24 protein-coding genes are annotated in these 24,122 nt (G+C 46.1%); 22 read left to right on the top strand and 2 right to left on the bottom strand.

Features of this window, described 5'->3' with window-relative positions; translation table 11 throughout:
- The first annotated feature begins 19 nt into the window (after positions 1–19).
- Together AWB54_RS08290 and AWB54_RS08285 are read left to right on the top strand one after the other, a co-directional pair.
- A complete protein-coding gene (locus tag AWB54_RS08290) occupies positions 20–439 on the top strand; it encodes a DUF1285 domain-containing protein (protein ID WP_235811131.1) in 420 nt (139 codons plus the stop codon).
- Positions 440–470: 31 nt separating this feature from the next.
- Positions 471–1,313, top strand: coding sequence for a DegV family protein (locus AWB54_RS08285; protein WP_061214146.1), 843 nt, complete (start codon positions 471–473; stop codon positions 1,311–1,313).
- Here AWB54_RS08285 and AWB54_RS08280 read toward each other — a convergent pair.
- Positions 1,310–2,185, bottom strand: coding sequence for a radical SAM protein (locus AWB54_RS08280; protein WP_061214145.1), 876 nt, complete (start codon positions 2,183–2,185; stop codon positions 1,310–1,312). The two genes, AWB54_RS08285 and AWB54_RS08280, sit on opposite strands and share 4 nt — an antisense overlap.
- Positions 2,186–2,617: 432 nt before the next feature.
- Here AWB54_RS08280 and AWB54_RS08275 point away from each other — a divergent pair, with 432 nt between their 5' ends.
- The 14 genes from AWB54_RS08275 to trxA all read left to right on the top strand — a co-directional run bounded on the left by AWB54_RS08275 (position 2,618) and on the right by trxA (position 15,968).
- Positions 2,618–3,208 carry a GerMN domain-containing protein gene (locus AWB54_RS08275; protein ID WP_061214144.1) on the top strand — a complete coding sequence of 197 codons (591 nt, stop codon included), beginning with the start codon at positions 2,618–2,620 and terminating at the stop codon, positions 3,206–3,208.
- A gap of 187 nt (positions 3,209–3,395) precedes the next feature.
- Positions 3,396–4,199 (top strand): glutamate racemase, encoded by an 804-nt coding sequence (gene murI, locus AWB54_RS08270; protein ID WP_061214143.1) that lies wholly within the window; start codon positions 3,396–3,398, stop codon positions 4,197–4,199.
- Between the two features lie 10 nt (positions 4,200–4,209).
- The gene (locus tag AWB54_RS08265; RefSeq protein WP_061214142.1) at positions 4,210–5,187 is read left to right on the top strand and encodes a 2-hydroxyacyl-CoA dehydratase family protein; all 978 of its coding nucleotides are present in this window, start codon (positions 4,210–4,212) and stop codon (positions 5,185–5,187) included.
- Between the two features lie 36 nt (positions 5,188–5,223).
- On the top strand, positions 5,224–5,991 hold the full coding sequence (locus tag AWB54_RS08260; protein ID WP_061214141.1) for an acyl-CoA dehydratase activase: 768 nt from the start codon (positions 5,224–5,226) through the stop codon (positions 5,989–5,991).
- 82 nt (positions 5,992–6,073) lie between these two features.
- Positions 6,074–6,793 carry a ribonuclease PH gene (gene rph / locus AWB54_RS08255; protein WP_061214140.1) on the top strand — a complete coding sequence of 240 codons (720 nt, stop codon included), beginning with the start codon at positions 6,074–6,076 and terminating at the stop codon, positions 6,791–6,793.
- A gap of 4 nt (positions 6,794–6,797) precedes the next feature.
- Positions 6,798–7,406, top strand: coding sequence for an XTP/dITP diphosphatase (locus AWB54_RS08250; protein ID WP_061214139.1), 609 nt, complete (start codon positions 6,798–6,800; stop codon positions 7,404–7,406).
- Positions 7,407–7,446: 40 nt separating this feature from the next.
- Positions 7,447–7,920 (top strand): metallophosphoesterase family protein, encoded by a 474-nt coding sequence (locus AWB54_RS08245; protein WP_061214138.1) that lies wholly within the window; start codon positions 7,447–7,449, stop codon positions 7,918–7,920.
- Between the two features lie 115 nt (positions 7,921–8,035).
- Positions 8,036–9,796, top strand: coding sequence for a sigma 54-interacting transcriptional regulator (locus tag AWB54_RS08240; RefSeq protein ID WP_082736097.1), 1,761 nt, complete (start codon positions 8,036–8,038; stop codon positions 9,794–9,796).
- Positions 9,797–10,291: 495 nt separating this feature from the next.
- Entirely contained in the window at positions 10,292–10,642 is a 351-nt protein-coding gene (locus tag AWB54_RS08230) for a hypothetical protein (RefSeq protein WP_061214136.1), read from the top strand.
- Between the two features lie 622 nt (positions 10,643–11,264).
- Positions 11,265–12,614 (top strand): hypothetical protein, encoded by a 1,350-nt coding sequence (locus AWB54_RS08225; protein WP_061214135.1) that lies wholly within the window; start codon positions 11,265–11,267, stop codon positions 12,612–12,614.
- A gap of 376 nt (positions 12,615–12,990) precedes the next feature.
- Entirely contained in the window at positions 12,991–13,779 is a 789-nt protein-coding gene (locus AWB54_RS08220) for a PRC-barrel domain-containing protein (RefSeq protein WP_235811129.1), read from the top strand.
- A 23-nt stretch (positions 13,780–13,802) separates the two neighbouring features.
- Positions 13,803–15,035 carry a peptidoglycan binding domain-containing protein gene (locus tag AWB54_RS08215; protein WP_061214133.1) on the top strand — a complete coding sequence of 411 codons (1,233 nt, stop codon included), beginning with the start codon at positions 13,803–13,805 and terminating at the stop codon, positions 15,033–15,035.
- Positions 15,036–15,341: 306 nt separating this feature from the next.
- Entirely contained in the window at positions 15,342–15,617 is a 276-nt protein-coding gene (locus AWB54_RS08210; RefSeq protein ID WP_061214132.1) for a metal-sensitive transcriptional regulator, read from the top strand.
- A 21-nt stretch (positions 15,618–15,638) separates the two neighbouring features.
- Positions 15,639–15,968 (top strand): thioredoxin, encoded by a 330-nt coding sequence (gene trxA, locus AWB54_RS08205; protein ID WP_061214131.1) that lies wholly within the window; start codon positions 15,639–15,641, stop codon positions 15,966–15,968.
- Between the two features lie 17 nt (positions 15,969–15,985).
- On the opposite strand, the gene AWB54_RS08200 is transcribed toward trxA, so the two are convergent.
- Positions 15,986–17,311 carry a replication-associated recombination protein A gene (locus tag AWB54_RS08200; protein ID WP_061214130.1) on the bottom strand — a complete coding sequence of 442 codons (1,326 nt, stop codon included), beginning with the start codon at positions 17,309–17,311 and terminating at the stop codon, positions 15,986–15,988.
- A gap of 227 nt (positions 17,312–17,538) precedes the next feature.
- Here AWB54_RS08200 and mnmA point away from each other — a divergent pair, with 227 nt between their 5' ends.
- From mnmA to AWB54_RS08170, 6 genes are all read left to right on the top strand, one after another.
- On the top strand, positions 17,539–18,624 hold the full coding sequence (gene mnmA / locus AWB54_RS08195; RefSeq protein WP_368664469.1) for a tRNA 2-thiouridine(34) synthase MnmA: 1,086 nt from the start codon (positions 17,539–17,541) through the stop codon (positions 18,622–18,624).
- Between the two features lie 579 nt (positions 18,625–19,203).
- Positions 19,204–19,671 (top strand): PRC-barrel domain-containing protein, encoded by a 468-nt coding sequence (locus tag AWB54_RS08185; protein WP_061214127.1) that lies wholly within the window; start codon positions 19,204–19,206, stop codon positions 19,669–19,671.
- A complete protein-coding gene (locus tag AWB54_RS15915; RefSeq protein ID WP_160328930.1) occupies positions 19,668–19,844 on the top strand; it encodes a hypothetical protein in 177 nt (58 codons plus the stop codon). The genes AWB54_RS08185 and AWB54_RS15915 overlap by 4 nt, the downstream gene beginning before the upstream one ends.
- Before the next feature lie 22 nt (positions 19,845–19,866).
- A complete protein-coding gene (locus tag AWB54_RS08180) occupies positions 19,867–20,886 on the top strand; it encodes an AI-2E family transporter (RefSeq protein ID WP_061214126.1) in 1,020 nt (339 codons plus the stop codon).
- Between the two features lie 189 nt (positions 20,887–21,075).
- Positions 21,076–23,718, top strand: coding sequence for an alanine--tRNA ligase (alaS, locus tag AWB54_RS08175; protein WP_061214125.1), 2,643 nt, complete (start codon positions 21,076–21,078; stop codon positions 23,716–23,718).
- Positions 23,719–23,773: 55 nt separating this feature from the next.
- Positions 23,774–24,046 (top strand): IreB family regulatory phosphoprotein, encoded by a 273-nt coding sequence (locus tag AWB54_RS08170; RefSeq protein ID WP_061214124.1) that lies wholly within the window; start codon positions 23,774–23,776, stop codon positions 24,044–24,046.
- The last annotated feature ends 76 nt before the right edge of the window (positions 24,047–24,122 follow it).

The following is a 24,122-nucleotide window of genomic DNA, read 5'->3' as shown; positions in this document are numbered from 1 at the left end:
TGGTAAAGGAGGCGCAGGGTTGGATCTTAAAGAGATTGTCATACGGAAAAACGGCAAATGGTATTTTGGCCAGGCCGAGATGTTTCGGCGTAATATTTTAAACATACTGGCTGCCCATATCCAGAAGGAAGACGGAGCTTATGTCATCAGGCTGGGTAATGATGTTAATCCTATAACGGTTGAAGATTGCCCGTTTTTGGCCATGGGTTATATTGAAGAGGAAGACGGAACCATAAAACTGCGTTTTCACGATTTGCAGGAAATGAAGCTCGATCATGAACTAAAGATTACCTTTAAGGGAGATGTCCCTTATATTGACTTCAAATGGGAGGCCGATACCCGTTTAAGCCGGGGAGTATATTGGAAACTCAGCAACTATTTTGATTTCCGGGGAGAGGAAGTCTATATCGTTCCACCGGGAGCGGGACTGGAACAATAATGCCGGTTATGGCAAGGAAGGAGCGGCGGCTGTGGGGATTAAGATTATCACTGATACCTCCTGTGATTTGCCCCAGGAGCTACTCGAACAGTACAATATTGAAATGATACCCTTGAAGGTTACCTTTGCCAATGGAGAGACCTATTTGGATCGATTTGAAATAAGCCCCCGGACTTTTGCGGAGAAAATGTCGTCATCCGCCACTTTACCCAAGACTTCTGCTCCCGACCCGCTGACCTTCGTAAAGTATTTTGAACAGGGTATTAGAGAAAAGGGAGCGGTTCTATTTGTCAGCCTCTCCTCTGGTTTAAGCAGTACCAGCCAGATTGCCCAAATGGCCTGTAATATGATGAACAGCAGCAAGGTCAAGGTATTTGACAGCTTGACGGCTTCCCTGGGGACAGGAATTATGGCTATTAGGGCCGCTCAAATGGCAGCCCGGGGGATGTCTCTGGAAGCAGTTCTGGACAAACTGGCGGCGATTAGAGCTGCCCGGGAAGTTATATTTGTGCTGGATACCCTGGAGAATGTGGTTAAAGGTGGCCGTCTAAGTAAATTTGAGGGTATGGCCGGGACTATTCTCAATATTAAACCTATACTAAGGGGCAACCAGCTGGGAGTACCGGAAATAGTCGAAAAGGTACGGGGAAGGAAAAAAGCCATGAAGCGCTTGTTAGCCATGGTAGGTGATTTGGCTGGTGCCTCGCTGCTGCAGAGGATAGTGGGAATAAGTCATGTCAATTGTTTAGAAGATGCCGATAAGCTGGCCTGGGAGATTAATTCCCAGTACCAGCAAGAGGCGGTTTTAATTTCAGATATGAGCGCAACCATCGGCACCTATGCTGGAGAGGGTGGCTTAATGATAAACTTCTAAAGCCGGCCTCGCTCCGGGCGCCGGAAACGGGATTCGTCAATAGCCAGGGCGCGGTCTAATTCTGCCAGCATTTTGTTTTTATCCTGCGGAAGTACCCCGTATACATTCCAATAATTGTTGATGTGATCACTTAAAAGCTGGCTATTATCGCAGTTCAGGTTTTCAATCAGCAGACGCACTTCACGCAAAGCCTCGTGTGGTGATAACAGGGCGAAAACTCCGTTCTGATAATCATCATAGAGGGGGGTGTTCGGCATGGGCACATAAGTTCTTAAACGAATGAAATCCGGGCTGAAGGCACTCAAGGTAAGAGCGCTGTTGAGAGCATGTTCCCGGCTTCTTTCTCTTCCCCCAATACCTACCAGGTAATACTCGCTTACGGAAATACCCGCTTCTTTCAGCTTTAAACCGGCGTTGATAATCTCTTGAGAATTGGTGCCCTTTTTAATCCTTTCCAGGATAATATCATCTCCACTCTCCATACCGGTATGAATCCGTTTCAAGCCTGCGGCCCGCAGCCGCTTTAAATCCTCCAGTTTCTTTTTGTTCACAAAACGGGAGGAACCATAGACGGTTATGCGCTTCAGGTGGGGAAAAAGGTTGTGAGTATAATCGAAAATCTCCAGCAGTTGCTCGGTTTTCATTATTATGGTATTACCGTCAGCAAAGAAAACCGATTCAATGTATTCACCATAATAATCCCGGGCCATCTGCAGGTCTTCCTTTATTTCTTTCACCGGGCGTATCCTGAACTTCGTATTCTTATACAGGGAGCAGAAGGTACAACGGTTGTGGGGACAGCCAATAGTGGCTTGTATAATCAGACTCTGGGCTTCACTGGGGGGCCGGTAAACCATTCCTTCGTAACGCAAAATTATCGACCTCCTCTAAGATTTTACCTCGCACTACCAGATTATCAAAAATTCCGCTTAATATAAACCCTAATCAGTAAGAAAAGTGAGGGGTGAGGGGGGATGTGTAGGGAACGACCCCCGTGTCGTTCCGAATCAGGCTTCGCCAGCGCCTTGTATTTTTATGCAACCATTATGCAACAAAAGGGGTTTTTGCAGTGGAGTCAATAATATATTATCTAAATTGTCCGTAATAAGTTGACATCTTTCCTATACTTCTGCTAGAATCTTTTTGGAGAGAAGGCAAAATCAAGGACGGACAAATCCTTGATTTGTTATAATAACTCCTCCTTCATAAGAGAACACATATGTGTTCTCTTTTTTTTACAGGTCATAATTTTCTTCCCCTTTTCGTATTCTGTTAAAAGGAATTAAGAGGGGAGGCAGGCAATTATGACCAGCAAAGTAATTAGTATTCTGGCTGTGATACTTCTGGTGCTTTGTCTTTTAAGCGGTGGCTGTTCTTCAATAGCTCCCGAGCAAAACCTGAAAGCGTGGAAAGACCTCATAAAACTGGCCCCGGAAGATAATACAAAGAAGGAAGTCAAGAAGAATCCGGAAGAACTTATCCCCGCCCGGGAAAAAAGCGAGAGCATCAGTATAAAATTGTACTTTGCTCAAGCTGATAAAGAGGAGTTGGTAATGGAAAGGCGAGAAATAACCAGGACAGAGGGTATCGCTCGCAGTACTATGCAAGAACTCTTAAAGGGTTCAGATAATCCGGCTTATCGTAATGTATTTCCGGAAGGAACCAGGCTTTTGGACATAAATCTGAAACCCGATGGGACTTGTATATTGGATTTTAGTTCTGAGCTCCGCCGCCTGGAGAACGGGACCGAGGAAAAACAGATGATTGATGCAGTTTGCCAAACTCTGGCCCAATTCCCGGCGGTAAAACAGCTGGTTTTCATGATAGATGGTCGAGAAATAGATATAATAAAGGGGGAAGTGGATTTTTCTTCTCCTATCAAAGTGAGTCAGTAAAGTATTTTTAGGCGATGATTCACTTGATATGCTCAGGGATTTGTGGGAGACTCTTATATTGTGGAGTCTCCCGCTTATATTTGCATAGCAATATATCTGATAATATAGAATAGAATATAGGCGGCGAAAGTGATAAATTATTTATGAAATCATTGTTGCTTGATTTAGACAAAAAGAGGTGTAGATTTTGGGGAAAAACAAGCCCATAGGCATTTTTGACTCAGGGATAGGGGGATTGACGGTAGTAAAATCCTTGATGGAAAAAATGCCTGATGAAAGCTTTATCTATTTTGGAGATACAGCTCATGTACCTTATGGAAACAAATCGGAAACACAGCTGTTTAATTATGCCCATAAGATTATTTCCTTTCTCATAAGTAAGCAAGTAAAAGCGATTATTGTAGCCTGCGGTACCCACTCCTCGGTTACCCTTCCCTCGGTTTCACAGGAATACAGCTTGCCTATGCTGGGAGTGGTCAAAGCCGGCGCCCGGTCGGCAGCAAGGCTTAGTTGCAATGGAAAAATAGGAGTGGCAGCTACGCAAGCCACCGTAAACAAGAAGGCTTATACCCGGGAGATTCAGGAACTGGAGCCAGAGTTTCAGGTTTTTGAGACGGCCTGTCCTCGTTTTGTTCCCCTGGTGGAGGCTGGTAAGTTGAACAACAGCGAAAGCCGGGAAGCGGTAGCAGAATACCTGGGGCCTTTACTCGCCCAGGGTATTGATACCCTGGTTCTGGGTTGTACCCATTATCCTTTCCTGGCAACTGCCATCAGTGAATTTGCTGGCGAAAAGCTTAAACTGGTGGATACTTCGTGTGAGACTATTGATGAATTACAGGAAATGTTTGGGGACCGGGATCTTTTTAACAACAGTGGCAAAAGGCCGCGGCACGAATTCTATGTCAGCGGGCAGGATGATTCCTTCTTTAATGTGGGGAGACTTTTGATGGGTGATATAATAAAGGAAATTCACAAGCTGGATTGGGATTGAGGTGCCAAAAATGAGCAGGGTAGGCTTTACCACCAGCATTCCGGTAGAGGTGATATTAGCGGCAGGGAAGACTCCGGTGGACCTGAATAATGTTTTCATTAATTCTTCAAGTCCCCAGTCCAAGGTAGACCTGGCGGAAGAAGAAGGCTATCCCCGCAACTGCTGTGGCTGGATAAAAGGACTCTATGCCACCGGTCTGGATTATGATATGGAAGCGTTAATTGCCGTTATGCATGGGGATTGCAGCAATACCCAGGCGCTTATGGAAACCTTGCAATTAAGGAATAAGAAGATAATTCCCTTTGCCTTCCCGTTCGACCGGGAACGGGCGCAGTTGGAAGCCCAGGTGGACAAGTTGATGCAGTTCTTTGAGGTAGATATGGAAGAGGTTTTAAAGGCCCGGGCCCGGCTGGAGAAAATCCGCTCATTGTGCCGGGAGATAGACCGGATGACCTGGCGGGATAACCTGGTTACCGGTCGGGAGAATCACTATTATTTACTTTGCTCCAGCGATTTTAACGGTAATCCGGATCTCTTTGAAGCTGAATTGCAAAGCTTTGTTGAAGAAGCGGGAAAACGAAGACCTATTCAGGAAGAAGTTCGCCTGGCTTATATCGGAGTCCCCCCTATTTTCACGGACCTGCACCAGCTATTGGAACATATGGGGGCCAGGGTGGTATTCAATGAAGTCCAGAGGCAATTTTCCATGCCGGTGGAAAGTCAAGATATTATTGAGCAGTATTTGCACTATACTTATCCCTATGGGGCCTTTGCCCGCCTGGAGGATATTGAAGAACAGCTGGCTATTAGAGATGTACAGGGCGTAATTCATTATACCCAGACTTTTTGCTTTCGCCAGATAGAAGATCTTATATTTCGGGAAAGGCTTAAAATACCATTCTTAACCATGGAAGGGGATCGCCCGGGAAAAGTTGATGCTAGAAGCAGGATGCGCCTGGAGTCTTTTGTAAGTATGTTGAAGAAATAAAGGGTAAATATTTTATCTTGGATTTAGGAGAGGGAAATGTCAATTACAGGAATAGATTTGGGTTCCAGAACGATAAAAATAATTGAAATGGATGGTCAAGAGATTATTAATCATAGCCTTTATGATACAGTATCCTTTTACCGGAATTGCGGGAGAATAGCAGACGGAGAAATGACGGTTGATTTAGCCGGACTGGGCTTTAGCCGGGAGCGGATAATCGCTACCGGTTATGGCAAGATCAGTGTGAGAATAGCGGGAGCGGAACAAATTCCCGAGATTCAGGCCCATGTTTATGGGGCCCTGTGGCAGAGCGGCCTCCAGGATTTTACCCTCCTGGATATCGGAGGACAGGATACCAAGGTAGTACAAGTGAGGCAAGGGCAGATGCTTGACTTTTTAACCAATGACCGCTGTGCCGCCAGCTCGGGGCGCTATCTGGAGAATATGGCTGCGGTGCTGGGTATGAGCCTGGAAGAACTGTCTTCTTTTAGTGAGGAAGCGGTGGAATTGAATGCTACCTGTGCAATCTTTGGAGAAACCGAGTTAATAGCTCGGATTGTTGAAGGGCACCCCGTCTCCCACCTGGCTGCCGGTGTAAACTACAGCCTTTATCGCCGGGTTTCCGCCATGCTCAATCGCCTGCGCAGCAAGAAAATAATTCTGGCCGGGGGCGGAGCCTTGAATTCTGCCCTGGCCAAAATCATAGCCCGGGAGACCGGGTCTGCAATCTACCAACTGCCCCGGCCTCAGTACAATGGAGCCATTGGTTGTTGTGCCTGGGCCTGGCGGCATGAAACAGCTTGATTGATGCTTATGGGGAAGATATCAACAAGAGTAGCAGATTCCTGCTCTTAAAATTAAATTTTAAATAGGTGGAGGTTAACTTATGGAAAGACCCCAAAACAGAGCCAATGATCAAATGCGTAAAGTAAGAATTATTCCTGGTTTTCAGAAATACCCGGACGGTTCAGTACTTATTGAAGCTGGCGATACCCGGGTAATGTGCTCGGCCATGATGGAGGAAAAGGTCCCTCCCTTTCTTCGTGGCAAAGGTAGTGGCTGGGTTACCGCTGAGTATTCCTTGTTGCCCTCTTCTACCGAAACCCGGACCCAACGGGAGGCCAGTAAAGGAAAGATTAGCGGGCGGACTTCGGAAATTCAGAGGTTGATCGGCAGGTCGCTGCGGGCAGTAGTGGATATGCAGGCAATGGGTGAACGCACCCTGTGGATAGATTGTGATGTCTTGCAGGCAGATGGGGGAACTAGAACCGCAGCCATTACCGGAAGCTTTGTAGCTCTTTACCTGGCATTTAAAAAGTTCAAGGAACAGGGAATTATTGAGACTATCCCGGTAAAAGACTTTGTAGCGGCTATAAGTGTTGGTATTGTCGATGCGATGCCGGTTCTGGACCTGGAGTATATTGAAGACTCCCAGGCCGATGTTGATATGAATGTAGTAATGACCGGGAACGGCGATTTTATAGAAATTCAGGGAACCGCTGAAGGGACCGTTTTCAGCCGGGCGGAACTGGACCAACTGCTGGAATTGGCGGGAAAAGGTATTCAGGAACTTATTGCTTTACAAAAGAGCATATTGGGAGTCTAGAGAAATGCCCAGAGAACTGTTGCTGGCTACCAGAAATCGCAAGAAGAAACTGGAACTGCAGGAGATTCTCCGTGAGCTGGATCTGAATATTATTACCCTGGAAGAGCTACCCTCCCTGGCCGAGGTGGAGGAAGACGGTAATTCTTTTGCGGAAAATGCTATAAAAAAAGCGGTATTTACAGCCAGGGCCAGCGGAAAAGTATGTTTGGCGGATGATTCGGGATTGGTAGTTGATGCCCTGGGGGGGCAGCCGGGGATCTATTCGGCGCGCTTTGCCGGTGAATCGGCCGGTGATGAAGAGAACAACCAGAAGCTGCTTAAGCTGATGGAAATGATAGAGGAAGACCAGAGGACGGCGAGATTCGTTTGCGTTATTGCCCTGAGTGATGCCCAGGGGAATGTGCAAACGGTGGAAGGAAGATGTGAAGGGAAAATAGCTCTGGTGCCGGCGGGAAAAGGAGGATTCGGCTATGACCCTCTTTTTATACCCCGGGGCTATACCCAGAGCTTTGCTCTGCTGCCATCAGCGACTAAAAATCTTATAAGTCACCGGGGGAAGGCTTTAGAGCAAGCCCGCCCGCTGATAGAAAGATTATTTCAGGGGAGTACTTAAAAGTTTAACTTCACTACCTGGCAGCAAAGGGGGAATTCTTTTGAAAATCGCTGTTATAGGTGATACCCACGGCAGGATTGAAAAAATTTGCCGGGAATTAAAACTGGTAAAAGCGGATCAAATCTTCTTTACCGGGGATTTCTTAAGCGATGCCAAAAGAATAGCTCATCATCTGGGGGGAGTAATGCTGCATGCTGTGGCCGGCAATTGTGATTTTTATGAATCCGGCCCGGCCGAGCGCATATTGGATTTAGAGGAAAAGCGATTTTATATGGTTCATGGGCATCAATACGGGGTAAAAGGCAGCGTAAATTCTCTCTATTATAGGGGTTTGGAGCTGGGTGCCGATGTGGTTTTGTTTGGCCACACCCATATTCCTTTCTGTGAGCAAATCGAAGGTATCTGGTTGATTAATCCCGGAAGCCCTTCCCGCCCCCGTCTAGATAAAAAAGGTAGTTATGCTTTGCTTTACCTGGAAAAAGGGAAAATCGAGGTTGCCATTGAATACATTTAATAGACCGGGAGTATGCAACAGGATTTTTAGTTGCTTTCGCAGCACTTGTCATTACAACCCTGGTAAGTCATACAGGCTACATGTTTATGTAGCAGCGGTAAAGGGGTGAATGGCTGTGTCAGATCTTACCGTAAATGAAATCACCAGTTTGCTTGAGGGTTTGATTGAAAACCCCTATATGTTCTATGTGATTGTTGACAGTGATGGATTAATAAGCTCCATTAACCAAACCTATCTGGATATTCTAGAGATGAAAAAAGAAGATGTCGTAGGACAGCATATTCTGGATATAACCCCTAACTCAGGGCTGCCCGAGGTTTTGCGGACCGGCCGCATGGACAAGGCGGACATCTGGTCGATAAAGGGAAGGGATACCATAGTAACCCGGGTGCCGATTTTTAAGAACGGGAAAATTATCGGGGCCATTGCCAGCAGCCTCTTTTTGGATATGTCCGGAGCCAAGATTCTTATGAAAAAACTGCAGGAAACGGAGAAGGAATTCAGCGCTATTCTGGAGGGTTTGATAGAAAGTCCTCATATGGCCTATGTAATTGTTGATAAAGAAGGTTATATTACGGTAATGAACCAGACCTTTTTGGATATTCTGGAGATGAAAAAAGAGGAGGTAATAGGCAAATACGTACTGGAAATCCTGCCTCATTCCAAGATGATAGAGATACTGAAAACCGGCAGGGTGGATAATGCGGATATATGGCCTATCCGGGGCCGGGATACCATTGTTACCCGTACCCCCATCAAAAAGCATGGCGAGATAATAGGAGCTATCGGGCACAGCCTTTTCCTGGATATGTCCGGGGCTAAAATCCTGGCCAAGAAACTGCAGGAAACGGAGAAGGAGTTAAGCCTGTACCGGGATGAGGTCAGTCAGATATATAGTGCCAGGTGGACTTTTGACGATTTGGTCGGTTGCAGCCAGGAGTTCCTGGTGGTAAAATCCATGGCCCGGCAACTTTCTTACAGCATATCTACGATTCTCATTACCGGAGAAAGCGGTACCGGCAAGGAACTCTTTGCCCAGGCTATTCATAATGGCAGTGAAAGGAAAAACTGGCCTTTCGTAAGAATAAATTGTGCGGCTTTGCCCGAGAACTTGCTGGAATCAGAGCTTTTTGGCTATGAAGAAGGCGCCTTTACCGGGGCTAGAAAGGGCGGGAAACCGGGAAAATTTGAACTGGCCAAAGGGGGTACTATTTTCCTGGATGAAATCGGTGATATGCCCTTGACCATGCAGACCAAGCTCTTAACGGTTTTACAGGAAAAAGTGGTGGAAAGGGTAGGAGGAACCACGCCTATAGCCATTAATGTCCGTGTAATCGCCGCCACCAACCGCGATTTAGAAGAAATGGTGGAAAAACAGGAGTTTCGTGAAGACCTTTACTATCGCCTCAATGTTGTAGGATTGAATATACCCCCTTTGAGAAGGCGAATGGATGATATTCCTCTTTTGGTTAATGATTTGATCCATAGAATAAACCAGTGTTTGAAGACCGATATTTCCGGGATTGAGCCAGAAGCGATAGATTTACTGCGGGAGTATTCCTGGCCCGGCAATGTGCGGGAACTGGAGAACCTGTTGGAAAGAGCCATAAATTTGGCGGTAATGCGCCGCGAGCAAGTAATCCGAGCCGAGCATTTTCCCTCTCTGGATCAGAAAAACAAGGATAAGAAATTCGCTAAAATCGAGATACTGGATGACGGGCAGAGCAGTCTCCCCCAGATCATTGAGAAGATAGAAAAGCAAATGATAATCCAGTATTTGCAGGAAAGTGGGGGAAACAAACAGCAAACCGCCAAGATGCTGGGTATTCACAGTTCCGCTTTGTACCGCAAATTAGGTAAATACGGCCTGGAATAGCTTCGGTTGCTCTTCTTCCTGACCTCTATAATACTCCTACCACTTTTTTCTAATTAATCCCCATGCTCCTAACCTTAATAGTGACACCCGCAGGGTCAGTGTCCTTCAGCGTCAAAACCCTATTTGCTTGTTACCTCTCACTACTCATGTAAATTATCTTTCCGTTATTCTCCTATTATTCTCCTATTTTAGGAAAGGGCCGATAAGTTACGGATAGTATGCACTTTTTTGCACATGGCCGGTAACGACTTTCCTATTATCGAAGAATAAAAACGACACCTTAATCTTGGGAAAAAGAGGAATATTGTCTAAACTAAAGGATTGGCGGCTTTTCTCTTACCCGGGGAGAGCAGCAATCAATTTGGCATGCTTCTTGCTTGCTTTGTATGTTAAGAAGTCCTGTTTGGGGAAGCAAGCCGGATTGTTGAGAAAGGGTAAAAAGAGAGAAGAGAGGAAAAAGGATAATTGGGGGAAAACAGTAAAGGGGGGATTCACATGATAGACAATAAGGGTTTTGCAGGTATGAATCTTATAGTGGATGATAGCTATCTTCAAGAACTGGAAAAGTTGGACTTTCCCGTAGTGAAAAGGCAGTTGCTGTCAATGGAGGATTTTAACGAGGAAATACGCCAGGGCCTCATAGCTTCCAAAGGCAAAAATGATTTAGCGGCAATCTACCTTGAAGAGCTGGAGCTTATGGAGTTCCCGATAATCAAAACCCATCGCTTGAGCCTGGAGGAGTTCAACGAAGAGCTTAGGAAGGGAATAGTAGAAGATGGCAACGCCATACAGGCGCATTTTGCAGCTATGGGAATCAAGGTAAAAAACCTGGCTCTGGTCAGCTAAATACCATCATGTTAAATGCTTCCCCAGCAGGTTTATTGACAGATAATACTTAAGGAAGCGTAGTTGGGAAAAAGAAGGAGAAGGCGGGTCCGCAAAGCGGGCCCGCCTTCTCTAATACGTGGGAAAATGCGTTTGGATAGAAATTGCTTTTCCTACAAATCACAGCATGATTTTAAAATTGACTCTACTGCAAAAAACCCTTTTTGTTGCATGGGGTTGCATAAATATGCAAAGCGAGCGTTGGCGAAGCATGGATGCTTCACCCTTCGGGTACGCCTAGTGTTCCACCCTACGGGTGTCACTATTAAGGTTGCCTCCCATGGACGGGAGATTGGTGCGGTACCCCTTGAGCCGCGAGACAAGCCGTTGGTGTTGCCCATGCGTAGACTGCGAACGGAATATTTATGCAAGCTAATGCATAATTATTACTTTTTGCAGTGGAATCAAAATTAGGTTTTGCTCACTGCAAATAAGAAGGAAAATATAAAATAATGTCAAAGATATTAACAAGTAGTTTTTTGCTTACTTTCTGGCACTTTTTCAGCATTTTAATATCTTTTTAAAGGAAATAACTTATCCTTGTCGAAGCTATTTTAGGATACTTTGGATTAAGGGGTAATGTATGCGGGAATATATAATCTATGTATTATTGATTTTTTTACCAATAGGATCAATAATGGCTTATTTTTTAAGAAGAGAAGGATTGGGAAAAAGAAACATGGCTATTATTCTCTCTCTTTCTTTGCTTATTATAATTACCTTTCCCATTACGGTGGTGCGATTGGGTATATTTTGTTCTTTTCTAAGTTATATATTGCTTATTGTTGTTATTACTCGTTATTTGTTAGGTAACGAAGGAGATTTTGTTCCCCAGTCGAAAGGCAGATTGGTTACCGGACCTGAACTGGAAAAGTTTATGGAGACTATCGAGACCAGGTTGGATAGCGATTTATCAGGTTTACGAGTGGAAGCCTTTGATAATCTGGAAGGAGATTCAATACCTGCCGGCTTGATTGAAGAAGTACCGGAAGCTGTGCCAATCTTGGAATCAACTGTGACGACAGAAGAAACGAGAGAGAAGGAATTATTTGCGGCAGAGCTGCTTGAACAAGATAGTGGGGAGCTTGCAGTCAAGCCAGCAGTTTCTGAGGAAGAGAGCGAAGCAGAAACTTTGCAACTCGCAATTGATGAATCAAGATCGCCGGATGCAGAAATCGAGGTAGAGACTACTGCTCTTGAAGAAAAAGCCCTGGATGATGCGGGTTCTATAGAAGAAGAGGCAACAGAAGCAACGCTGGAAGAAATAGACATAATGGAAGAACTTGAGTTGGAGGATACGGGTAGAGAAGGAATAGACTTGCCTGCGGAAGAGCTGGAAGAAAAGAATGAAGAGGTCGAAGAAAGCTTAGAGGCGGAAGAAGGGGCAGAAGAAAAAGAAGAAAAGACAGAAGAAGAGATAGAAGAAATAGCAGAAGGGATAGCGGTAAAGTTAGAGCCGGCAGAGTATGATAATGACTTGTCTGATGATGGGGCAGAAAAGATAATAGAGAAACTGGACGAGGATATAAACATAGAGTATGTAGAAAATCTGGCCGGGAAGACCATAGAAGAGTTGCCTGAAGAAGGAGAAGCTATCCTCGATGAGGAAGTTGCGGGAGTCCTTGAAGCAGCGGCGGAAGCAGAGCTGCTGGAAGAACAGGATTTACCGGCAGCCGTCCACGATAAAGAGTCAATTAAAATTGAACAAGCGGATACTTTTAAGGAAGAAGATACTTTTATTTTGGACAACATTAATACCAGAATATTTGACTTGATTGAACAGGGGTTCTTACATAAAGAAGCGGCCAATTTACCGGAAGCTGCGACTTGTTTTGAGGAAGCATGGGATATCACTATGGATGACGAATTGAAGAGGAATTTGAGTATAGAGTTGCTAAATATTTATCAGTTTATTGACGAAAACCAACTATAACGAGGTGAAATATCTCCTCCGCCAAGCGGCCGGGCTTCTATTAACAAAACAGGCGGCGAGTTCTAATCCCTCGCCCTCGTTGCAGCACTCTCGTTGAAACTGCTCCGCAGTTTCTTCCGATGCTTAAACTTCTTGCTTGGATACAACCTGGTGAAGGCGAACAAGCTTATTGCAAATAAGTGTTTCAGTGCTGTTTTTATTTAAAAATACAAAATTCGAGGGTAGACTGATATAATAAGATGCAACAATAATAGGCAGGGGAATAGCAAAATATTGATTCAGGGCGGAATACAGCAAGTTCTTCCGGGTACTGCGGATATGATGCAGGCTTAACCGGGAGTGGATTTCGGGATATTAGATGAAGGGAGCAGGAACTATGAAGAAGACCCAGGAGATTATTGGCTTGCCTGTTTTTTCGGTACTGGACGGCAAAAAGATCGGGCAGGTTAAGGATCTAGTCATTAACCCCGAGGAGGGAAAAGTGGATTTTATTCTAGTTAGCAATCGAAACTGGTATGATGGTGCCCGTGTTCTGGGCTACAAGTCGGTAATGGGTATTGGTGAACACGCAGTTACAACAGAGAGTGAAAACCTGCTAACTACAATTAATGAAACAGCCAATGCCAATAAGCTTCTGGAGCGCCATATTGAGCTAAAAGGAAACCGGGTATTAACTAACAGGGGTAATTTAATTGGCGTAATAAGTGAGTATATAGTGGATGAAGATACCGGAGCCATCGCCTGTTTGGAATTTAGGACCGCGGAAGACGAGTCCAAGATTGAGATTATTGACGCTAAGCAAGTAATGACTTATGGGGTTGATGTTATTGTTATAAAACAAGAAGAGAGCCCTGAAGTCTCATTGCAGCAGAAAGCTGTTGAAGCTGAAAAACTGGTCTCTCCTGTCGCCGTTACTTCAGTGACCTCCCCTGAACCAACTTCGCTGGTTGCTCCCGCCTCTTCTCCTCCAGCAGGAAGCAGTGATGGAGCGGCTTTTTTTAAGCAGAAGCAGCGTCAGTTTTTACTGGGGAAAAGACTCATCCAGGACATAAAAGACGCTATTGGCAATGTTCTGATTGCTCAGGAGACAGTGATTACTGAAGAAATTTTGGATTTGGCAGAAAGAAATAACAGGTTTATTGAGCTTACACAATGTGCGAGGTAGACTGAATATTGGGGAGAATAGCTATGACGGATGCTGGCAAACTTTGGCTTAAGGTCATTTCAATGGCAGTGATAGCAATAAGTGCATCACTGCTTATTGTTTCCTTTGCCCTCGCCGCACGGGACCAGGACTATTATCCATCAAATCTCTGGCTGGGGGGAATATCCCTGGCGGATATGAGTAAAGAGGAAGCTTATGCTCTGCTACAATCAGAATTGGCATCCAGCCGGGGTGATAAACTAATCCTGGTAGTAGGGAAGCAGGAAATCTCCCTGCCTATGGAAGAAATAGGAATCAACTATGATATTGCCGCCAGCCTTGATAAAATAGAAGAGGAACTCTTCCCGGGCCAGGGGGTGGCAACCTTGGTCAAGCACAGTGTAGCAAGAGGACAGAGGCAGGAGATTAAACCGGTGTTATCCTGGAATAAAGAAGCCGTATTAGAAAAAGTATTGCAGATAAAAAGAGATTATGACCAGCCGGCGGTTGATGCCAGGATTGTCTATAACCACGATTTTCTTGAGTACCGGGCCCATCAGAATGGCTATTTGATTAATGTGAATGCAAGTATGAATCATATATCAGATGCACTGGAAAAAGGAATACTGGGGCCTATGGAAATTATTGCAACTGAGGTGCATCCGCGCGTAAAGATTGAAGACATTGAAACCGTCAAAGATGTCATTGCTGTAAGTGCCAGGAGAATTAACCATCTGAGCCCGGAAACATCTGCTTTGCTGGAGAAGCTGAACGGTCTAATAATAATGCATGGCGAAAAATTGGATTTACCGGCTATTATGGACTCCGGGTGCGAAGCAGCAATGGATGTTGGCAGTGAAACCAAAGCCCAGATTAAGGGGGCTATCGTTCAGGCTTGCCTACAGGCCGGTATGCAGGAGAAAGATAAGCAATCAGTAATGGAGAATAAGCTGCAGTATCCGTTGCTTTTAACTACCAGTATGAGTGAACATACTCTTCTGGTAAAGATATATGGATGCCAGACAGAACTTGGCAAAGAGATTACGCTGCTAAGCGAACGGGAAGATGTATACCCGGAAGTACAGATTAAGCTTAATCATCGTCTTTCACCCCAGCAAAGAATAATTCAGCAGGAAGGGAAAAAAGGATTCATTCTGCGGAATTACCGGGTAGTTACCAGCGGAGGAAAAGTGGTGGAGAAAAGTCTTCTATCCGAGGAGCTTACTCCCGCTTCTGATACCATAATAATAGTAGGCCCTGGAAACATAAGAAAATAGAATTAAGTAGTATGTATAATTGCTAATAAGGGCATCAATAGTAAAAGGAGGGGAAATGAATGGAAGAACTGGGCCAGCAGGTTAAAATGGAGCTTTTGCGTACCCTTATCTGGGTTTTGTTGTCTTTGGCTGTGGGTATGTCTATATTCTATTTTGTATTATAGGAGAGAGTAAAGAAATTTGCCAGGATAGCTTTATACGTACGGCTATCCTCTTTTTTAGAGGGCAGAGCCTGTAGGGAAATTTTTACTTGACAGAAAACAAAAAGCTGTTTATCATATAAGATACCCATGGGGGGTATAATGGATGACCAAGAATAATGAAAAAACCCGCAAAAACATCCTGGTTCGCTTAAGGCGCATTGAAGGGCAGGTGCGGGGAATACAACGGATGATGGAAGAAGAAGCGGATTGTATGGATATTCTCACCCAGATTTCCGCGGTTAAATCGGCCATCAATCAAGTGGGTATTATTGTTTTTGAAAAACACGCTCAGGAATGTATTGTTAAAGCCATGGATGAAGAAAAACAGGAAGAAAACCTGAAAGAGATCGTCAATATGATGGGAAGACTTATCAAGTAAGACAATGCTAGGAGGGGTAATATGGCAGATATCAAGGTATTCAACCAGGATAACTGGGATAAAGAAGTAATGCAGTCTGATTTGCCGGTTCTGGTTGACTTTTGGGCTCCCTGGTGCGGGCCCTGCAAGATGGTGGGACCGGTGGTAGAAAGCCTGGCCGCTGAGAATGCAGGCAAGATAAATATCGGCAAAGTTAATGTTGACGAGAATCAGGACCTGGCGGCTCGTTTCGGTATCAGGGGTATACCCACCCTGGCCTTTTTCCGGGGCGGTTCAGAAGTAAAAAGAATTGTTGGCGCGCAGAATAAAGCACAATTACAAAAAGCCATCGATGAAGTAAGCGGAAGCTAAAGGCAAAAAGGCCACTCCTACTTATGGGGGTGGCTGTTTTTTATTTTCTGCAGAAAATCCCGAATATTTTGCTCATAGCCATTTTTCCCCGGTTCGTATAAGGTAATTCCCTTAATCTCCTGGGGGAGATATTCCTGTTTTACATAACCTCCATAATCATGAGGGTACTTATAGCCTTTGCCTTTACCCAATGATGCCGACTGCGAGTGAGAGCTATCGGCGATATGGGGTGGAACAATAATCCGGGGAGTGTTTTGCACCGTATTGATGGCCTTATCAATAGCCATTTTGCTGCTGTTGCTTTTGGGGGCGGCAGCCAGGTATATGGTAGCCTCGGCCAGGGGAATACGGGCTTCGGGCATCCCTACGAACTCCAGGGCCCTGGCGGCAGAAGCAGCCAGAGTGAGGGCATAGGGGTCGGCCAGTCCGATATCTTCTGCGGCATGGACGATAAGCCGGCGCGCAATAAACTTGGGATCTTCCCCTCCTTCCAACATTACAGCCAGCCAGAACAGTGCGGCATCCGGATCGGAGCCCCGTATGCTTTTAATAAAGGCGGAAATTGTATCATAATGGTAATCCCCACTGCGGTCATACTTGAGGATCAGGCGTCCGGTGACTTTCTCCAGCAGTTCAGGGGTAATCCTTAGACTACCGTTTTTACTGCTATAGGAATTATGCAGGGTATCCAGGATATTAAGGGCGGTACGGGCATCCCCTTGCGCTGCCTGCACAATCATGGCCATACTCTGCTCATCAATACTTATATTATGCTTTCCCAGTCCCCGTTCCGGGTCAGCCAGGGCCTTTTCGACAATGCGGCGGAGGCTGTCGGTGTTTAGAGCTTCCATAACATAAAGCTTCATGCGGGACAATAGCGCATTATTCATTTCATAGAGGGGGTTTTCCGTTGTAGCCCCGATTAAAATCAGGGTGCCGTCTTCTACATAAGGTAGTAATACATCCTGCTGGGATTTGTTAAAACGGTGAATCTCATCGACAAAAATGATGCTCGATTGTTGATAGTATCTAAGGCGCTCAGCGGCATCGGCAGCAATTTTGCGTATTTCGCCAACACCAGAACTTACGGCTTTAATGGCGGCATAATGAGAAGAAGTAGTTCTGGCAATGATATGAGCAATGGTGGTCTTGCCGCTGCCGGGAGGACCATAGAGGACAAAAGACTGCAGGCGGTCATTTTCAATAGCCCGGCGCAAGGGAGAATCCGGCCCGATAATATGCTCTTGACCTACAACTTCATCAAGGCTGCGAGGGCGCATACGCCAGGCCAGAGGGGCATGGGCATTAAATTTTTCCTCATTGGCGAGCGAAAATAAATCCATACTTTTTCTCCTCATATTCTCAATAGTTTCAGGTAAACCTCAAGCTCATTATAGAATAAATGTTCTCCCCTGCCAAGACAGCAAGTTATTTGCAACGAGGTGAATGATGTCCCTCGCTTCTTTAAGCAGCCGGGTTCCTATTAACCAAACAGGCGGCGGGTTCTAATCCCGCGTCCTCTTGGCAGCGCTCTCGTTGAAACTGCTTCGCAGTTTCTTCCGATGCTTAAATGCTAAACTGTCTGAAGAGTATGGAAAAGGGTATAATAGTAGAAATGATTCAGGGAGACGGTAGAGTGAAGGTTGCAATATTGATGAGCGGAGGTATAGATAGTACGGTTTCTGCTTTGTTATTGCGGGAACAGGGATATGAAGTCACCGGGTTAACCATGGTTCACCTGGAGCGGGAAGCCGGGGAAAAAGCCGCCCGGATTGCCAATGAACTGAAGATAGAGCATAAGGTGGTGGATCTGCGGGAGGCTTTTCAGTCAGCCGTGGCGGATTATTTTTGTACGGAATATGAACAGGGCCATACCCCCAATCCATGTGTAAAATGCAACGAAGAGATTAAATTTGGCTTGCTGTTAAAGGCCGCACTGGATTTAGGAGCCGATAAAGTGGCCAGCGGTCATTATGCCCGCATCGATTATGATGACAAGAGTCAATGTTACCGCCTTATGAAAGGCCTAGATCCGCGCAAAGACCAGAGCTATTTTCTTTATCGCCTAAAGCAGCAGCAGTTATCCAGGCTCATCTTTCCCCTGGGTGGGTATAGGAAAGAAGAAGTGCGAGAGATAGCCCGCTGCTATAATCTTCAGCTGGCCGAGGAAAAAGAAAGCCAGGAAGTATGCTTTATACCTGGGGATTACCGGGAATTCATCCGCCCGCAGGTAAGCTATAAAGAAGGCAGTTTCCTGGACCGGACGGGGAAGGTACTGGGAAGGCATCGCGGCATTCCCTTTTACACCATTGGCCAGCGGCGGGGATTGGCGGTAAATGCCGGGCGTCCGCTATATGTGCTCAAAATTGATCCCGAAAAAAACCAGATCCTGCTGGGGGAGAATGAAGAACTATTCAGCAAGCTGCTTCGCTTTAAACAGAATCATTTTATCTGCCCCCGAGATTTTGAGTTGCCCATCAGGGTTAAGGCCAAAATTCGCTATGCGGCCAGGGAGGCGGAAGCTATCTTGCACTATATCGAGGATGATATCTGGGAACTTGTTTTTGAAGAGGCCCAGCGGGCCGCAACACCTGGACAAAGTGTAGTCTATTACCAGGGAGATTATGTTTTAGGCGGGGGGACAATCATGGCATAGAGCTTTGATTGACGAACGCTTTTTGGCATGCTATCATAATGGTTAACAAAGGAGTTGCCGCTTTTTGTGTGGCGGCTAGTCCTAAATGTGGATTGACCGCCTTACTCAGGCGGTCGTTTTATTATTGCTTGTGTTTGCTACACAAGGAAATAATCCCTACGATCACCAGGCAAAAACCAAAAAGTCCTGTCCAGGTAACCACAGGCATCACCTCCCCTCGCGGGAAAGTGACCAACCGCCAAACGGCAACTCCTATACCAATTTTAGCATAACTTTCATTATCCAGGCGGAGAAAAACGGCTCCGCAGACTCCTTTATTCGTTTTACTCGGAGAAATCGCCAGGGAAATATTGGAGGAAGGGTGAAACCCTTCTTTTTTATTTTGCTTGTATAAATATACCGCTCAGCTCCCATAATAGCGACCAAAGGGAGCATCAGTTGTGCCCGATATGATGCTTCACATGTTCAACACCAGCCCCTCACACCTTACATCACCCAACTTTTCGTATCAAAAGCTTAATCTGTGACAAACTAATAATAACTATTGCTTAAGTTCTTCAGGCCAAAGGGGGCAAATGATTGAAAACGCGCAACATTCAGCACTTACCTGTTTTTTTAGCCACCCGGGCAGAAGTGGTTGCGATGGTGCAAAAGGCGGTTATTGGGGATGATTTTGGACTTCTGTACCTGGTGGTTAAAGGGGAAGATGGTAAAGCCGGCCTTATCTTTCGAGATGATTTTGACTTAACTCCGGATGCAGTAAAGATCTGGGATTTGCACTGTATTAAATCCTATGCCTATGGGGAAGAATTATCAATATACGAAAAAAAGCTGGGAGATACCGTATTTGACCGGCAGGGCAAAGAACTGGGCATAGTCTCCGATTTTATTCTCTCCCCGGCAGAAAAACAGGTTCAAGGCCTGGAGATTTCCTCCGGGACCATTAACGATATTTTAAAGGGGAGAATGGAATTGTCCCTGCAGGAGGTTTCCTGGAAGAGCGTCAAGGGCGGAGTTCTGGCTGGTGAAGGGAGCCAAGAGGAATGATTATCAAGTGTCCGGTCTGCGGTGGTTTGCAGGTTGGCCGGGTAGGCAGCGATCAATATTATTGCTGGAATTGCTTTTTGGAATTTAATTTCCGCAAAGGTATGCTCAACCTTTATGAAGTGGCTGAAGATGGGACCCTGGTAGCTATGGAAAACTCTTCCCAGCTTCTCTAGCAATGCAAAGGGAGGCCAAAAAATGCTGCCCGCCAATAGTAAGATATATCGATACTTCTTCTTTATTGTGGTGGTCCTGGCCACCATTTATTTTTTATTCCTGGTCAGAGAAGTCTTACTCACCTTCTTTTTGGGGGCCGTTCTGGCTTATTTGCTCTTTCGCCCCATATCCTTTTTGGAAAGAAAGGGGTTGAAAAGGGTCTGGGCGATTTTGCTCCTCTACCTGCTGCTGCTGGCGGTCTTTTCCCTATTCTTTTCCCTGGCTGTACCAGCCATGGTTGTGGAATTAAACCAGATGGCGGGTATACTGCCCGATTATGCCGATCAGGCGCGGGACATGGCCAAAAGCATAGACGGGATGGAATTAGGCAAGCTGACGCCGGTATTAAAAGAAAACCTTAACCAGATAGAAAACAAGCTCTTTAAGGGCCTGAAGGATTTTTTGGGCGGTTTTTATAGTTTTTTGGGAAAATTTCTGGCCCTGGCTTTTTCCCCAATTCTGGCCTTTTATATAATTAATGACTGGGAAAAAATACGCGATGCATTCTTAGGCCTTTTTTCCCCTTCCTTCCGCCGGGAGATTAAAGCCGTTCTGGAGAAGATAGATGAAGCTTTGATTGAATTTCTTAAAGGGCACCTGATAATTGCCACTTTTGTAGGTATCTTTACCGGGATTGCCGCCGCTTTACTGGGGGTTAAATTCCCCCTCTTGATTGGCCTGGTAGCCGGTGTAGCTGATTTGGTTCCCTATTTTGGCGCTTTTTTGGGCGGCTTTTTTGCGCTGCTTATCGCCCTTTCCGAATCTTTACAACTCGCACTATACATGGGACTGGCAGTTCTTCTTATCCAACAAGTAGAGAGTAATATTATAACTCCCCGGATCATGGGAGGAAAACTGGGCATGCATCCTCTTCTTATTGTCTTTGCTCTGCTGGCCGGAGGCAAGCTGATGGGCATCTGGGGTATGCTCCTGGCTGTGCCCCTGGCTGCTGCTCTGAAGGTTGTCATCCAATGGGCTTTCTTAAAGATGGTAGAAAGCTAGTAGGAGTGGATATAAGTCGCAGCAGGGAACATCCCCTTCCCCTTCTAACCTCCGACGACTGACGACTGACGCCTGACGGTTCTAGCTGGAATAATTCTTCGACTGGCAGCCCCAGCAAGTTGACAAAGGAGGTTTTCTACAAGAAAATAGATTAACAATCTTTATTTGTTGAAAAGAGGAGGAAATACTGTGTGGAGCAGTGCAGAAATCCGGAAAACCTTTCTGGAATTTTTTAAAGAAAGAGGGCATAGCGTGGTGGAAAGCTCCTCGCTAGTGCCGGTCAATGACCCCACTCTCTTGTTTACCAATGCCGGCATGAATCAGTTCAAGGATGTTTTCCTGGGACTGGATAAACGCAAGTATGTTCGGGCTACCAGCTCCCAGAAGTGTGTCCGGGCAGGAGGGAAACATAATGATCTGGATACCGTGGGGCGAACTCCGCGGCATCACACCTTTTTTGAAATGCTGGGCAATTTTTCTTTCGGCGATTACTTTAAACGCGAGGCTATTGGCTATGCCTGGGAATTTCTTACCGAGGTGGTCGGACTTCCTGAGGAAAAACTCTGGGTAACTATATACCGGGATGATGATGAGGCGGCTGATTTATGGCCGGAAATAAGCGGGATTGACCCCGCGCGTATTGTCAGGTTGGGGGAAAAGGACAATTTTTGGAGCATGGGGGATACCGGTCCCTGTGGTCCCTGCAGCGAAATACTCTATGACCGGGGAATCGAGTATTCCTGCGGCGCTCCCGACTGTGGCATCGGGGTTTGCGATTGTGACCGCTGGCTGGAAATCTGGAACCTGGTTTTTATGCAGTATAACCGGGATGAAAGCGGTGAAATGACTCCGTTGCCCCGCCCCAGTATTGATACCGGCATGGGCTTGGAAAGATTGAGTTCAATATTACAGGGAGTGGATAGCAATTTTGATACGGATTTGTTTATCCCCATTATTAAAAGGATTGAAGAGCTGACCGGAAAAGCCTATGAGCAGGGGGAAAGAGGTTTTCCCTTCCGCGTAATTGCTGACCACAGCCGGGCTTGCAGTTTTTTGATTGCCGATGGTGTGCTTCCCAGCAATGATGGACGGGGTTATGTTCTGCGCCGAATATTGCGCCGTGCTCTGCGTTTTGGACGACTCCTGGGTATCGAGGGCTCTTTCCTCTATAAAAATGTGGATGTGGTCTGTGACATAATGAAAGAAGCTTATCCCGAGCTGCTGGAAAAACAGGATTTTATCAAAGAAGTAATTCGTTTGGAAGAAGAACGATTTCTGCTTACCTTGAATGATGGTTTGAAAAAAGCTGAAGAAATAATGGAGCGGGCGCGGCAGCGGGGTGATAATGTAATTCCGGGAGAAGAAGCGTTTATGCTTTATGATACATATGGCTTTCCTTTAGATTTAACTGAAGATATGGCGGAAGAAAACCAATTCACGCTGGACAAAGCGGGTTTTGACCGGAGTATGGAAGAGCAGCGTCAACGGGCGCGGCAGGCCAACAAAGGGGAAGATTTACTGGGGCAGGAGCGCCTGTTGTCGGAAAAACTTGCGGGCATCGCCCCCAGCAGCTTTACCGGTTACGAAAATAGCAGGGATGAGTCCGTGCTTCTGGCCATTATTAAAGGCAGCGAACTGATGGATAAAGCGCTTAATGCCGAAGAAGTGATTTTAATTACGTCCCGAACCCCTTTTTATGCGGAGAGCGGGGGACAGGTGGCGGACCGTGGTATTATAAAGGGACAGGAAGGATTGCTACGGGTACAGGATGTTAAGAAGCTCAGCGCCTGGATTCTCCATTATGGAATAGTAGAGGGGGTCCTGACAACTGGCGAAGGGGTTAGTATGCAGCTGGATGACCGGGCCCGGATGGATACGGCCAGAAACCACACGGCCACCCATCTTTTGCACCGGGCCCTGCGTGAAGTGCTGGGGGAACATGCCCAGCAGAAAGGTTCACTGGTTGAACCCGCCCGCCTGCGCTTTGATTTTTCTCACCTCAAGGCTCTAAGTAATGAAGAACTTTCCCGGATTGAGCAGATGGTAAATGAGGCCATATGGAAGCTTTATCCCGTGACCACCACGGAAACTGCTCTGAACCAGGCCCGGGAAATGGGGGCTATGGCCCTTTTTGGAGAAAAATATGGGGAAGAAGTAAGAGTAGTTCAGGTTGACACTTACAGCAGCGAACTCTGCGGTGGTACTCATGTACAAAACACCGGCCAAATTGGTTTGTTTAAAATTACCGGAGAAGGAAGCATCGGCTCCGGATTGAGAAGAATTGAAGCCATAACCGGCAGCTATGCCCTGGAATATCTCCAGCAGCTGGAAGGCGAGATAAAAAAGGCGGCTTCCGCTTTGCGCAGCTCACCGCTGGAGCTGACCAAAAGGATTGAAAATTTGCATAACTCGCTGAAGGAAAAAGAGAAAGAGATCGAAAGCTTGCAGCAGCGTTTATCGCGTTCTTCCAGTGATGAACTGGTGAACAAGGCCTTCCAGTTAAATGATGCCTGGATCTTGATTGAAGAGGCGGATATTGAAGACCCGGGCAGCCTGCGCCAAAACGCCGAGATGCTGAAGGATAAGCTGGGCCGGGCTATAGTTATGTTGGCTTCAATAAAAGGGGAAAAAGTATCTTTTGTTTGTTTTGTGAGCAAGGATTTGCTGGAGCAGGGACTCCATGCCGGCAAGATAGTTGCTGCCGCCGCTCAAGTAGCTGGAGGCGGAGGCGGAGGGCGTCCAGATATGGCCCAGGCTGGAGGCAGGGACAAGAGCAAAATTTCTGAGGCTTTGGCTGAGGTCAGAAAAATGGTGAAAAAAACCTTATCCTAAAGCGCAGGAATTTGAGGGAGTAGTGGAGAAATTCTGGTTGAGGGAGGTGTTGACTATGCCTCAATTACCAGGTGAAACGGTTAGTTTCAAACTGGAAAGGGACGATGAGAATAAAGTTCGTGCCATATTGCATACGGTATACCAGGCTTTGCAGGAGAAGGGATATAATCCGATCAATCAACTGGTGGGATATATGATTTCAGGGGAACCGGCATACATAACCAGTCATAGTGAGGCACGCAACTTGATATGCAAAGTAGATCGGGATGAAATAATGGAGGTTTTATTAAAAAGCTACCTGCAAAATAGCAGGGAGAAAGGCGAGTAACCCATACGGGTATTTGCCTGCGCTATTTAGCCTGGATTATCTATGTAAAATAATGGCCCCCGTGACCAGGGAAACA

The sequence above is a fragment of the Syntrophomonas wolfei subsp. methylbutyratica genome, assembly GCF_001570625.1.
In the GTDB taxonomy this organism is placed as follows: Bacteria; Bacillota; Syntrophomonadia; order Syntrophomonadales; family Syntrophomonadaceae; genus Syntrophomonas; species Syntrophomonas methylbutyratica.
This window is presented reverse-complemented; position numbering and strand designations above follow the sequence as displayed.

Excerpts from the sequence above, each read along its gene's own strand:
- AWB54_RS08220 (WP_235811129.1), top strand. The coding sequence starts at position 12,991 with ATGAAGAAGACCCAGGAGATTATTGGCTTGCCTGTTTTTTCGGTACTG.
- AWB54_RS08265 (WP_061214142.1), top strand. The coding sequence starts at position 4,210 with ATGAGCAGGGTAGGCTTTACCACCAGCATTCCGGTAGAGGTGATATTA.
- AWB54_RS08170 (WP_061214124.1), top strand. The coding sequence starts at position 23,774 with ATGCCTCAATTACCAGGTGAAACGGTTAGTTTCAAACTGGAAAGGGAC.
- AWB54_RS08180 (WP_061214126.1), top strand. The coding sequence starts at position 19,867 with ATGCTGCCCGCCAATAGTAAGATATATCGATACTTCTTCTTTATTGTG.
- AWB54_RS08260 (WP_061214141.1), top strand. The coding sequence starts at position 5,224 with ATGTCAATTACAGGAATAGATTTGGGTTCCAGAACGATAAAAATAATT.
- AWB54_RS08250 (WP_061214139.1), top strand. The coding sequence starts at position 6,798 with ATGCCCAGAGAACTGTTGCTGGCTACCAGAAATCGCAAGAAGAAACTG.
- trxA (WP_061214131.1), top strand. The coding sequence starts at position 15,639 with ATGGCAGATATCAAGGTATTCAACCAGGATAACTGGGATAAAGAAGTA.
- AWB54_RS08210 (WP_061214132.1), top strand. The coding sequence starts at position 15,342 with ATGACCAAGAATAATGAAAAAACCCGCAAAAACATCCTGGTTCGCTTA.
- AWB54_RS15915 (WP_160328930.1), top strand. The coding sequence starts at position 19,668 with ATGATTATCAAGTGTCCGGTCTGCGGTGGTTTGCAGGTTGGCCGGGTA.
- mnmA (WP_368664469.1), top strand. The coding sequence starts at position 17,539 with ATGCTAAACTGTCTGAAGAGTATGGAAAAGGGTATAATAGTAGAAATG.
- AWB54_RS08215 (WP_061214133.1), top strand. The coding sequence starts at position 13,803 with ATGACGGATGCTGGCAAACTTTGGCTTAAGGTCATTTCAATGGCAGTG.
- AWB54_RS08230 (WP_061214136.1), top strand. The coding sequence starts at position 10,292 with ATGATAGACAATAAGGGTTTTGCAGGTATGAATCTTATAGTGGATGAT.
- AWB54_RS08200 (WP_061214130.1), bottom strand. The coding sequence starts at position 17,311 with ATGGATTTATTTTCGCTCGCCAATGAGGAAAAATTTAATGCCCATGCC.
- AWB54_RS08225 (WP_061214135.1), top strand. The coding sequence starts at position 11,265 with ATGCGGGAATATATAATCTATGTATTATTGATTTTTTTACCAATAGGA.
- rph (WP_061214140.1), top strand. The coding sequence starts at position 6,074 with ATGGAAAGACCCCAAAACAGAGCCAATGATCAAATGCGTAAAGTAAGA.
- AWB54_RS08275 (WP_061214144.1), top strand. The coding sequence starts at position 2,618 with ATGACCAGCAAAGTAATTAGTATTCTGGCTGTGATACTTCTGGTGCTT.